Origin of the sequence: Tenacibaculum sp. UWU-22, from assembly GCF_041021355.1 — a bacterium.
Taxonomy (GTDB): domain Bacteria; phylum Bacteroidota; class Bacteroidia; order Flavobacteriales; family Flavobacteriaceae; genus Polaribacter.
Genome location: NZ_JBFNGP010000001.1, coordinates 670,667 through 682,238 on the forward strand (window position 1 = coordinate 670,667; position 11,572 = coordinate 682,238).

Genomic DNA, 11,572 nt, shown 5'->3' on the forward strand with positions numbered 1-11,572 from the left:
GTTATGAAGAAAATTCTTTTTATAGTTTTTTATTTAACCATTTCTCAAGTTTTATTTAGTCAAATAAGACAAATTGATGATGGTTTTCAAAATTTAGATAACTCTATAAATAGAAACACCGATTCTTTACCCGATAATGAAATTGATGTAAAACTTAGCGGAAAAACAAAATATACCGATTATAAAATTATCTCTTTTAAAGGCGATACAACTGTTGTTGATACCACTCTTACAATACAAAAAGAATACAAATTTAATTTTTTAAGAAAAGATGATTTTGAGTTAATTCCTTTTAATAACCAAGGACAAACGTTTAATAATTTAGGGTACGATTTTTCAAACATCAAACAATTGCCTCTTGCTGGTTTTAGAGCAAAACGCTTTAACTATTACAATCTAGAAGATATAAATTATTATCAAGTTCCGACTCCTACAACTGAAATTTTATATAAAACAGGGCTTCAACAAGGGCAAGTACTCGATGCCCTTTTCACGCTAAATTTTTCGCGACGATTTAACGTATCATTAGCCTACAAAGGTATTCGGTCGTTGGGGCAGTATCGTCGTTCATTAGCTAGCCAAGGCAATTTTAGGTCTTCGTTTCATTATACCACTCCTAAAAAACAATACACTATAAAAGGGCAAGTGGTAATGCAAGATTTAACCAATCAAGAAAATGGCGGATTAACCGAAACCTCTTTAAAAGCTTTTACCGAAAACGACCCTGTATTTTCAAAAAATAGGGGTAGGTTAGATGTAAATCTAGATAATGCTGAAAATTTATTAGACGATAAACGATACTATTTTGAACATACTTTTAAATTATTTTCAACCAAAGACAGTTTACAACAGAAAGAATTTTCTAATCTAAAATTAGGTCAAAGCGTTTTGCTCGATAATCAATTTTATAAATTTAAACAAACCACTGCTACTACCGATTTTTTTGGAGATACAAATAAATCAAGCGGCATTGAAAACACTGTAAATTATCAATTATTTAATAATGCATTTTTTTTAGAATTTAATTCAAAATACATTCTAGGTAGATTTAAAGTAAAAACCAATTATACCAATTACTCATACGGGTATAATGAATTGATAAATATTAATGCTTACCCAGATGTTGATAAAAATAAATTAAAAGGAAATGCTATTGGTTTTGGCGCAAATTGGAATGCAAAGATTAATCAATTTTATCTAAATGCAAGTGCTACGCTTACCCCAGGAAGTGCTCGTTTATCGGGCAGTGATTTTCGTGGTGAAGCTTTCTATAAAAAAGATAGTTTATTTATGTTAAAAGGAAGATTAATTATCAACTCTAAATCACCTAATTTTAACACCCTATTATACCAAAGCAACTATAACAATTTTAATTGGCAAAATAATTTTAGCAAAGTAAATACACAAAATTTAGGCGGTGTATTTGAGTCTAAATGGGGAAACGCCTCTTTAGATGTTACTAATATTGATGATTATGTGTATTTTAATACTGAAGGAAAACCCGAGCAATATTCAAAAAACATCAATTACCTAAAAGCTAAAATTTCAAAAGAGTTTAGATTTGGCAAATTTGCTTTAGATAATACGTTAATGTATCAAAATGTAACTAGCGGGAATAACGTTTTTAGAGTTCCTGAATTTGTAACTAGAAATACTTTTTATTATAACGACTCGTGGTTTAAAGGCGCCCCCCTATTTGTAAATATAGGCGTTACCTTTAAATACTTTACTAAATATAAAGCAAATGCTTATAACCCCCTATTAGCCGAATTTCAGCTACAAAACGACACAAATATTGGCTACCCCGTTTTTGATGCCTTTTTTAATGCTCGTGTTAGACGAACGCGTATTTATTTTAAAATTGATAACGTTACTTCAGATATTAGTAAGAAAAATTATTTTTCGGCACCTAATTATCCTTATCGTGATTTCACCATTCGTTTTGGTGTTGTTTGGAACTGGTTTATTTAACCTGTGAATTTTAACTTTTGTCAAGCAGAAAAATAATACCGCTTTATTTTTTTACCAATCGTCGTATTTTAATATTAAAATAGGCAAAAATAAGTGTCATTAAAGGGCTAATGATATTAAAAAAAGCATATCCAATATATTCTCCAGTACCTACACCTAAGGTTTTAGATTGATAAGCCCCGCCGGTATTCCATGGAAATAAAATAGAAGTTACTGTTCCAGAATCTTCAAGTGTTCTACTTAAATTTTCTGGTGCCAACCCTCTATCTTTAAAAGCCTTTTGATACATTTTACCAGGTACCACAATAGCTAAATATTGATCACTTGCGGTTCCGTTAAAGAAAATACAGGTAAATGTAGTACTGGCAAACAGCCCAAATGTACTTTTAGCAACTTTTAATAACGAATCGCTTATTTTTTGTAAAGCCCCTATTTCTTGCATAATACCTCCAAAAAACATAGCACATAAAATAAGCCAAATGGTGGGTAACATTCCGCCCATTCCACCCGAAGAAAATAATTCGTTTTTATCTAACAACTCATTTCCTGAAGGAATATAAACACTGTCAGTCATTGCATTCATTACTGCTTTATAGGCAACATTTACATTAAACTCGGTTGCTCCTGTTATTTTCATAATAATTTCAGGTTGAAAAATAATTGCAAAAATTCCTGCTAAAACAGTTCCTATAAAAAGTGCCACTAACGGTTTTGCTTTTTTAATAATCATTATAATTACAATAATTGGAACAATAAATAGCATTGGGGTTACATTAAACGTATTTTGTATACTATCTTTTAAAACCATCGAATCTTGAATATTAGTGGTATTAAACTGAAAGCCCAAAACAATAAAAATTAACAATGTTAGTATAATTGAAGGAATGGTTGTATAAGCCATATATTTTATATGGGTAAAAATATCAGTTCCTGCCATAGCTGGTGCTAAGTTTGTAGTATCACTTAAAGGAGACATTTTATCACCAAAATAAGCTCCCGATAAAATGGCTCCAGCAATCATTCCTGCTGGTAGCCCTAAAGCTTTTCCTATACCCATTAATGCAATACCAATGGTTGCGGTTGTAGTCCAAGAACTACCTGTTGCTAACGAAATAACACAACAAATAATTAATGCTGCCGCTAAAAAGAAAGTAGGATGCAAAATTTCTAATCCATAATATATCATCGTAGGAATTATACCGCTTATTAACCATGTGCCTGCCAAAGCGCCAACCATTAATAAAATAAAAATTGCCGACCCCGTAGATTTTACATTTTCTATTACCGCTTCTAGTAAATCGTTATACGGTATCCTTTTTGAAAATCCTATTACAGCAGCCACACAACCAGCCAATATTAACGCAAATTGATTAGGTCCTGATGTAGCACTATCGCCATAAATAAACACATTATAGCCTAAAAAAGCGACCAAAACAATAATTGGAATAAGGGCTTGAAAAAAAGTTATTTTTATTTTTGAATTTGACTCTAGTAGGGTTTTATCGTCTTGCATACTATACTTATTTGGCGTAATGTTACGATTTTACCAACAGTTACGCAAATCAAAACTCTTTATTACTTTTGTTGTATTTGTTACTATTAAAAGAAATTTAATATGAAAGTCGCATTACAAAGAGTATCAAAAGCAAATGTTACCGTTGAAAAGAAAAAAATAGCAGATATTAAAAATGGATTATTAATTTTTTTAGGTATTGTTAACGAAGATACTCATGATGATATTCAATGGTTAGTTAAAAAAATTATTAATCTACGTATTTTTAATGATGAACAACAGATAATGAATAAATCATTATTAGATACTAACGGAGAAATTATTGTGGTTAGTCAATTTACTTTACACGCCTCTACCAAAAAAGGCAACAGACCTAGTTATATTAAAGCCGCTAAACCTGATGTTGCAATTCCTTTATATGAAGCTTTTATAACTAACCTAGAAAAAAATACGAATAAAAAAGTACAAACAGGAAAATTTGGAGCAGACATGAAAGTTGAACTACTTAATGATGGCCCTATAACCATAATAATAGACACCAAAGACAAAAAATAAAAACCTAATAAATATTTTATATATTTACATTTATCAAATCTAAAAATAGAAATAAAAAATGAGAAAAATATTTTTTTTAATAAGTATTGTAACACTAGCTTTTGGCGCTTGTAAAACAGAAAAAAAAGAAAAAATAGCGGCAAAAGAAAAGGTGGCAATTAAAGAAGTAACCGTACCAAATAATGTAGACACAACAAACTCTATTATAACTTGGAAAGGAACCAAGCCTACAGGCTCACATAACGGCTCTGTAGCCTTAAAAGAAGGAGCATTAGTAACAAAAGATGGCATGGTAAAAGGGGGTGATTTTGTAATTGATTTAACTACAATTAAATGTTTAGATATCGAAGATGAAAAATACAATCAAAAGCTAGTGAATCACCTAAAATCTGCCGATTTTTTTGATGTTGAAAAATACCCAACAGTTAAATTTGTAATTGCTTCTACTGAAATTAAAAACAATAAACTACAAGTTACTGGAAACCTAACTATTAAAAACATTACCAAAAGTATTACAATACCCGCAACCATAAGCGAAGATAATGGTATAACTACTTTTGCCAGTGACATTTTTACTATTAACAGAGCAGATTTTAACGTTAAATATGGCTCTAAGTCGTTTTTCGACAATTTAAAAGATAAGTTTATTGACGATTTAATAGAGCTTTCTTTTACCGTTAAAACAAAAAAATAAAGTTAACGACACAAAACAAGTTTAACAGTACTGTTAAACTTGTTTTTACACCGAAATAGCAGTAGAATTTTTTATTTCATTTATGGTAAAAATACTGTGTGTGCTACCAATATGTTTTAGGGTAGTGATTTTATTTACCATAAAATCTCGATACGCTTTCATATCATTTACATATACTTTTAAAATATAATCATAGTCTCCACTAACATGAAAGCATTCTGAAACCTCTTCAAGTTCTAGCACTTCTTTTTCAAAAACATACAAATATTCTCTCGAGTGTTGCAACAACTTAATATGACAAAAAACCAGCAGCGATTTGTTAATTTTATTTTTATCTAACAAAGCCACATACTGTTTAACAACCTTATTTTTTTCTAATTTTTTTATACGCTCATATACCGCTGTTACCGATAGATTTAACTCTAAAGACAACTGTTTGGTTGTTTGTTTACTGTTTTTTTGTAACAGATTTAAAAGCTTTTTATCTATTGCATCTAAATATAAAGGCATCTGATTCTTTTTCTATTAAAACTAACAAATTAATAATTTATTAGTTTTATATTCTAAATAAATACTAAATTATAAAAAATAAATCTATTTAAATAATATATGATTGATTTTTAATCGTAAAAACAATTTTTTTGCATTAAAAATATCTATTATGGAATTTAAACCAGCAAACAACATACAAGATTTACAATATTTTGGAGAATTTGGAGGAGTTAACCCTTCTATTTCTGACTCTTCTACCTATACCTTTTTATCAGCAAAAACAATGTTTGATACTTTTGAAGGCAATGCCGATGGGTGCTACCTATATTCTCGCCATTCATCTCCCTCAAATTTATATTTAGGCGAAGCATTAGCTGCCATGGAAGGCACAGAAACTGCCAATGTTTCAGCTTCAGGTATGGGAGCAATAACTTCAACCTTATTGCAAATTTGTGGTGCTGGTGACCATATTGTATCAAGTAGAACAATTTATGGCGGTACGTATGCCTTTTTAAAAAACTTTACCCCAAAAATAAATATCGAAACTTCTTTTGTAGACATTACCAAACTTGACATTGTAGAAAAAGCAATCAACAAAAACACAAAAGTAATTTATTGTGAATCGGTTAGTAACCCACTATTAGAAGTTTCAGATATTAAAAGCTTAGCTGCTTTAGCAAAAAAATACGGTTTAAAACTAGTAATTGACAACACTTTTTCACCTTTATCTATTTCACCCATAACATTAGGCGCCGATGTAGTTATACATAGTTTAACCAAGTTTATTAATGGTTCTTCTGATACTGTAGGAGGGGTAATTTGCAGCTCTCAAGAGTTTATCGATTCGTTACGAAACGTTAATGACGGAGCTTGTATGCTTTTAGGAGCTACCATGGATAGTTTTCGTGCTTCTTCTATTTTAAAAAATATGCGAACCCTACACATTCGCATGAAACAACATAGTAAAAATGCTGCTTTTTTAGCTGAAAAATTTGAAGCTGATGGTTTAAAAACAGTATACCCTGGGTTAACATCGCATCCATCTCATGAGGTTTACAAAATGATGATGAATAAAGAATATGGCTTTGGAGGCATGCTTACAATTGATGTAGGTTCGTTAACAAAAGCCAATGCGTTAATGGAACTCATGCAACATGAAAACCTTGGGTATTTAGCCGTAAGTTTAGGATTTTATAAAACATTATTTTCAGCTCCAGGAACATCAACATCTTCAGAAATTCCTGAAAAAGAACAAAAAGAAATGGGATTAACAGACGGTTTAATTCGTTTCTCTATCGGATTAGACAATGATATTAAGCGCACTTATATGTTAATTAAAGAATGTATGATAAAAACAGGCGTACTAAAATAACAAACACTATTTAGTACCCATATTTATTTTTCCAACGTTTTTTTAAAAGCTCTCTAAACTGATTTTCTCTCGGATTATCTCCAGGCTCATAAAAAACAGTATTATTAATTTCTTTAGGTAAAAATTCTTGTGTAACAAAGTTATTAGAATAGTTGTGCGCATATTGGTAATTTTCTCCGTAATTTAAGTCTTTCATCAATTTAGTGGGCGCATTTCGTAAATGTAATGGAATAGACAAATCTCCTGTTTCTCGAACCATTTGCTGCGCTTTACCAATTGCTGTATAAGAAGCATTACTTTTTGCTGAATTGGCTAAATAAATAGCGCATTGACTTAAAATAATACGTGCTTCAGGATAACCAATTACCGACACTGCTTGAAAAGTGTTATTAGCCAATATTAATGCGGTTGGGTTGGCATTACCAATATCTTCAGAGGCCAAAATAAGCATACGTCGAGCAATAAATTTTACATCTTCGCCTCCTTCAATCATACGAGCTAAATAATATACGGCTGCATTAGGATCACTTCCTCGTATCGATTTTATAAATGCCGAAATAATATCGTAATGCTGTTCTCCTGTTTTATCATATCGCACCGTGTTTTTTTGAACCTTTTCTAAAACCATTTTGTTGGTTATCGTTACCTTATCTTCAGAGGCAACTAATAGCTCAAAAATATTCAACAGCTTTCGAGCATCACCACTAGAAACTTGCAACAGCGCATCCGTTTCTTTTAATTTAATTTTTTTTTGAGAAATAACCTCATCTTTTTTCATTGCCCTGTATAAAAGTGCAATCAAATCATCTTTATCAAAAGCATTTAAAATATATACTTGACAACGAGAAAGTAATGCCGGTATTACCTCAAAACTAGGGTTTTCGGTTGTAGCGCCAATTAACGTAACCCATCCTTTTTCTACAGCTCCAAGCAACGAGTCTTGTTGCGATTTACTAAATCGATGAATTTCATCAATAAATAAAATAGGATTTTTTTGGGTAAATAAACCATCGCTTTTTTTGGCTTTTTCAATTACCTCTCTAATATCTTTTACCCCAGAGTTAATAGCACTTAAAGTATAAAAAGGCCGATTAGATTCAACCGCAATAATATTTGCCAAAGTAGTTTTACCAATACCCGGAGGCCCCCATAAAATTAAAGACGGAATAATACCTTGTTTAATATGGTTCGTTAAAATGCCGTTTTTACCCACCAAGTGTTGTTGACTAATATAGTCTTCAAGAGTTTTGGGTCGTATACGTTCTGCCAAAGGTTCATTCATTTTGTAAAAATAATAAAGATTTCTGACAGAAGTTCGGGCATTTTATTTTGGTTGTATTTTTGCTATTTTTATATAGTGGAAGAAAACAAACAACTTCGTTTTACAAATCAAACTATTAGTATTCCTTTTTTACTAGTTTTTATATGCTGGTTCGTGTATTGGCTAGAAATTAAATTTGGATGGAATTTTAATACGTTTGGCATTTACCCTAGAACTTTTAGCGGATTAAAAGGTGTTATTTTTGCCCCATTTATTCATAGCGACACACGTCATTTATTTAACAATTCGGCACCCTTAATTGTTTTATTAATCAGTCTTTTTTTATTTTACAAAAAAGTTGCTTGGAAAGTGCTACTTTATGGTACTTTTTTAACAGGTATAACTACTTGGTTGATAGGAAGACCATCTTATCACATAGGGGCAAGCGGAATTATATACCTGCTTTTTAGCTTTATTTTTTTTAGTGGCATTATAAAAAAACACTATCGATTAATTGCTTTATCGCTTATTGTTATTTTTCTTTACGGAAGCATGATTTGGTATGTTTTACCTATTAAAGAAGAGTTATCTTGGGAAGGACATTTATCAGGTTTTTTAACGGGATTATTTTTTGCTTTTTTATACAAAAAAGAAGGTATTGTAAAAAAAGATATTGAATTTGTTAAAACAGATTTCGATGATTTATTTGATGAAAACGGAAACTTCACACCTAATATTGAAGAAAAAGAAAAACAACAAAGTTTAAACTACCAATATTTTTATAAAGAAAAGGAATAGATTTTTACGCCCTTATTTCGTTAAAAAATAACCTTTTCTTACTTTAAATCTACTTTTACTATTTTGCCTAATTTTGTTTTTTTTCTACTAAAATACACAAAAAAGCCCTTGATTTACAAGGGCTTTTTGCTTTCTAAATGTGACTAGTAAAATAACTTAAAAATTTTTAATTACTATAATGAGGGTTTTCATCCTCAGCAAAACCAGTTCTTCTATGTCCTTTAAAAACATAAACCGTACCTGGATCCCAGTCAAATTCTGCTTTAAAAGTTATTTCATCTACAACAGTTTTACTGGCTGTTGTATATGACTTTCTAGAAAAACTACCCTCTGTAACAGTAACTTTACCTTTCGTATAAATTTCATCTGCATTAGTTTGACCATTAAAAGTTTCTTTATTAATATCAACTGATACTTTAGATTTTATCTGCATAAATTGATTATTATCGTCTAGCCATAACGTGTTATCATTTGCAGCTGTATTGTATGTCGTAAAATGAACATAATCCCCTCCATAGGCTGGTGTAACCCCATCTGGCTTTAAAGCTACAACCCACCAATCGCCTGAAAATTCTTGTAATACAGTTCCTCCAACTTCAGGATCTCCAGTCTTATCACAAGAAAAAAACATGGCACTGAATGAAAGAAATAAACTAAATAATATTATATATTTTAATTTGTATAACATAATAACTTTTTTAAAAATTAACTTGTTTTAATTGAACTTTAAAGGTTCCATTGCCAAAATTAGCATTTCCTGTAAATGTGATGGTTTTATTAGTAGAATCAACCTTGAAATCAGTAATATCAACTGTATTACCCCAAACAGGAAATTTTGCTTGACTAATAGAAAAATCATTGGTAAGCATAGAATTTACAGTAATAACAGCTCCTCTAGCAGCGTAATCTGGTCCATAACCTCGACCATAATCATAGTACCCTCCTGCAGCATGAGAAATTTCAAACTTATTTACTCCCAATTTTTTTATAATTACATATTTTTTATTATCATACTGTGATAATGATGCAAATGATGGGGCGCGTTGTATACTAGAGAGATATATCCCTTCAATACTACTAACCAAATCACCTGTAGTGCCTACCCAAACGTGTCTCATAGCATTCCCATAAAAACCGTCTTTATTTTCAGCACTATAGTTTACAACGTAAGAATCAGGGCTGTCAGTATCAATTCCTTCAGCACCCCAATAAACTCCACTAGAAAATGATGTGTTTGTAGTTATTTCAGTTTCTCCTTCCGTTGATACTGCCCCAGCATCATTATATACTGAGCCCTGAGTTACAAACACCTCTTGATCTCCATTAATTGTTATCACTGGATAGTTGGTTATTGTTGAAATACCTTCTGTTGAATTATCTTTACAAGAAATCAAACCTATGACAGATAACAATATTACAAATATTTTTTTCATTTTTACTTTAATTTTAAATTAATAAATTTACTTAGCATACCAAACGGGCTCAGTAATCTTAATTATCTCATTAGGAGCGTTTGTATTTCTTTGTCTTTCTGTTTGAGGGTACTCAAATCTTTTTGGAAATTTACCTCCAGTTTTTCCTTCAACTGAATATGCAAACTCACCAGGAACATAAGTAGGATCTGTTTGAGATACACTAGAAATTTTAGGATACCCTGTTCTGTTTTGCTCAATGAAAGATTCATACCCATTACCCGGGAATGATGCTATCCATTTTTGAGTAATAATAGCATTAATATTATCTTCATCTGTTCCTCCTGGATATGCGTATACAGTAGTTAAAAAACCTGTCGCATCAACAGATTTACCCCATTGGTTAAAAGCTGCTGTAACACCCATGTCATAAAAACTCTTCGCATTTGTACCTCCAAAATACCTAACATCCGCTTCAGCTTGCAAAAAATAACTCTCAGCAGCCGACAGAAGATATACAGGAGATGTAGGTGATAATATAACTACCGAAGCTGTAGCAGAACCATCATCATAATCACCCTGATTCTGAAAAGTAGTACCATCGTAAAAATCAGACAATCTAGTGTCATTATTATTTTGTAAAAAACTACCTAAAGTTCTACTAGCCCTTAGATTTGTTCCTACATTTAACTGTCTTCTGTCGGTTTCATATAGAGGATTACTCTTACTATCTTCATCAACAAATTGAGTTACAGCTACATCAACATCTAAAAACTTTGCTCCAGAATTAATCAAAGTAGTAATTCCGTCTTGAGCAACAACAGGTCTTGCTTTAGATTGCCTCATATATAATTTTAGTAACAGAGTATTAGCAAATTTTACCCAATTATCCATATCACCACTAAAAAGTAAATCTCCAGAACCAATTAAACTACCTTCAGATGTTGATAAATCTTTACTTAACGCTCCTTTTAAATCAGCCACCATTATATCATACACATCTTCACCAGACTGAAATTTAGGGTTTAATATTTCAGGATTATTAGCCTCTGAGTAAGGAATGGTTCCAAAAAAATCTACTAGAATTTGAGAAGCATAAACTTCTAAAGTAGTTGCTGCCAAATAAAAATTCCAGTTGTTTTCTGCCAAAGCATTCTTTTTAATATTTCTAATATCTGTTAAAGCATCGTACATAGACGACCATCCTCCTTCAACAATAGAACTACTTCCATTTAAGGAATAATCATCAAGCGACTTATACTGATTAGCCACAGCACTCTGAGACCAAAACTGACTCCAAAAACCACCAGCTAAAGCGTAATACGAACCAGAACTAGCAGCAATACCTGTTATAGCCGTAGGCAACTCTGAATTCATAGGTATTTGATTAGGGTTTAATAAATCTGGATCTTTGTTAATGTCTAAATCTGTATCACAAGCAGTAAGTATAAAAACTGTTGAGAATACTAAACCTAATATTGTTTTATAAAATTTCATGTTTTAA

11 protein-coding genes are annotated in these 11,572 nt (G+C 31.2%); 5 read left to right on the plus strand and 6 right to left on the minus strand.

The window, feature by feature from the left end; all coding sequences use genetic code 11:
- Window positions 1–3 precede the first annotated feature (3 nt).
- Entirely contained in the window at window positions 4–1,971 is a 1,968-nt protein-coding gene (locus AB2B44_RS02965) for a putative porin (protein ID WP_369048058.1), read from the plus strand.
- Between the two features lie 43 nt (window positions 1,972–2,014).
- Here AB2B44_RS02965 and nhaC read toward each other — a convergent pair whose 3' ends face one another.
- Window positions 2,015–3,484, minus strand: a complete 1,470-nt coding sequence (gene nhaC / locus AB2B44_RS02970; protein ID WP_369048059.1) for a Na+/H+ antiporter NhaC — start codon at window positions 3,482–3,484, stop codon at window positions 2,015–2,017.
- A gap of 102 nt (window positions 3,485–3,586) precedes the next feature.
- Between nhaC and dtd the strand changes: the two genes are divergently transcribed.
- Complete coding sequence (dtd, locus tag AB2B44_RS02975) at window positions 3,587–4,039, plus strand: D-aminoacyl-tRNA deacylase (protein WP_369048060.1); 453 nt, start codon at window positions 3,587–3,589, stop codon at window positions 4,037–4,039.
- Between the two features lie 58 nt (window positions 4,040–4,097).
- Window positions 4,098–4,733, plus strand: a complete 636-nt coding sequence (locus AB2B44_RS02980; RefSeq protein WP_369048061.1) for a YceI family protein — start codon at window positions 4,098–4,100, stop codon at window positions 4,731–4,733.
- Between the two features lie 45 nt (window positions 4,734–4,778).
- Here AB2B44_RS02980 and AB2B44_RS02985 read toward each other — a convergent pair whose 3' ends face one another.
- Window positions 4,779–5,243 (minus strand): Lrp/AsnC family transcriptional regulator, encoded by a 465-nt coding sequence (locus AB2B44_RS02985; RefSeq protein ID WP_369048062.1) that lies wholly within the window; start codon window positions 5,241–5,243, stop codon window positions 4,779–4,781.
- A gap of 151 nt (window positions 5,244–5,394) precedes the next feature.
- Between AB2B44_RS02985 and AB2B44_RS02990 the strand changes: the two genes are divergently transcribed.
- Window positions 5,395–6,597 (plus strand): aminotransferase class I/II-fold pyridoxal phosphate-dependent enzyme, encoded by a 1,203-nt coding sequence (locus tag AB2B44_RS02990; RefSeq protein WP_369048063.1) that lies wholly within the window; start codon window positions 5,395–5,397, stop codon window positions 6,595–6,597.
- A 10-nt stretch (window positions 6,598–6,607) separates the two neighbouring features.
- Here AB2B44_RS02990 and AB2B44_RS02995 read toward each other — a convergent pair whose 3' ends face one another.
- The gene (locus AB2B44_RS02995) at window positions 6,608–7,879 is read right to left on the minus strand and encodes a replication-associated recombination protein A (RefSeq protein ID WP_369048064.1); all 1,272 of its coding nucleotides are present in this window, start codon (window positions 7,877–7,879) and stop codon (window positions 6,608–6,610) included.
- Window positions 7,880–7,954: 75 nt separating this feature from the next.
- Here AB2B44_RS02995 and AB2B44_RS03000 point away from each other — a divergent pair, with 75 nt between their 5' ends.
- On the plus strand, window positions 7,955–8,656 hold the full coding sequence (locus AB2B44_RS03000) for a rhomboid family intramembrane serine protease (RefSeq protein WP_369048065.1): 702 nt from the start codon (window positions 7,955–7,957) through the stop codon (window positions 8,654–8,656).
- A gap of 166 nt (window positions 8,657–8,822) precedes the next feature.
- Here AB2B44_RS03000 and AB2B44_RS03005 read toward each other — a convergent pair whose 3' ends face one another.
- From AB2B44_RS03005 to AB2B44_RS03015, 3 genes are all read right to left on the minus strand, one after another.
- On the minus strand, window positions 8,823–9,287 hold the full coding sequence (locus AB2B44_RS03005) for a lipid-binding protein (protein WP_369048066.1): 465 nt from the start codon (window positions 9,285–9,287) through the stop codon (window positions 8,823–8,825).
- A gap of 67 nt (window positions 9,288–9,354) precedes the next feature.
- Window positions 9,355–10,089: a BT_2262 family domain-containing protein gene (locus tag AB2B44_RS03010; protein ID WP_369048067.1), complete on the minus strand. Its 735-nt coding sequence runs from the start codon at window positions 10,087–10,089 to the stop codon at window positions 9,355–9,357.
- A gap of 27 nt (window positions 10,090–10,116) precedes the next feature.
- A complete protein-coding gene (locus AB2B44_RS03015; protein ID WP_369048068.1) occupies window positions 10,117–11,565 on the minus strand; it encodes a SusD/RagB family nutrient-binding outer membrane lipoprotein in 1,449 nt (482 codons plus the stop codon).
- Window positions 11,566–11,572: the final 7 nt, after the last annotated feature.

Excerpts from the sequence above, each read along its gene's own strand:
- AB2B44_RS02965 (WP_369048058.1), top strand. The coding sequence starts at position 4 with ATGAAGAAAATTCTTTTTATAGTTTTTTATTTAACCATTTCTCAAGTT.
- nhaC (WP_369048059.1), bottom strand. The coding sequence starts at position 3,484 with ATGCAAGACGATAAAACCCTACTAGAGTCAAATTCAAAAATAAAAATA.
- dtd (WP_369048060.1), top strand. The coding sequence starts at position 3,587 with ATGAAAGTCGCATTACAAAGAGTATCAAAAGCAAATGTTACCGTTGAA.
- AB2B44_RS02980 (WP_369048061.1), top strand. The coding sequence starts at position 4,098 with ATGAGAAAAATATTTTTTTTAATAAGTATTGTAACACTAGCTTTTGGC.
- AB2B44_RS02985 (WP_369048062.1), bottom strand. The coding sequence starts at position 5,243 with ATGCCTTTATATTTAGATGCAATAGATAAAAAGCTTTTAAATCTGTTA.
- AB2B44_RS02990 (WP_369048063.1), top strand. The coding sequence starts at position 5,395 with ATGGAATTTAAACCAGCAAACAACATACAAGATTTACAATATTTTGGA.
- AB2B44_RS02995 (WP_369048064.1), bottom strand. The coding sequence starts at position 7,879 with ATGAATGAACCTTTGGCAGAACGTATACGACCCAAAACTCTTGAAGAC.
- AB2B44_RS03005 (WP_369048066.1), bottom strand. The coding sequence starts at position 9,287 with ATGTTTTTTTCTTGTGATAAGACTGGAGATCCTGAAGTTGGAGGAACT.
- AB2B44_RS03010 (WP_369048067.1), bottom strand. The coding sequence starts at position 10,089 with ATGAAAAAAATATTTGTAATATTGTTATCTGTCATAGGTTTGATTTCT.
- AB2B44_RS03015 (WP_369048068.1), bottom strand. The coding sequence starts at position 11,565 with ATGAAATTTTATAAAACAATATTAGGTTTAGTATTCTCAACAGTTTTT.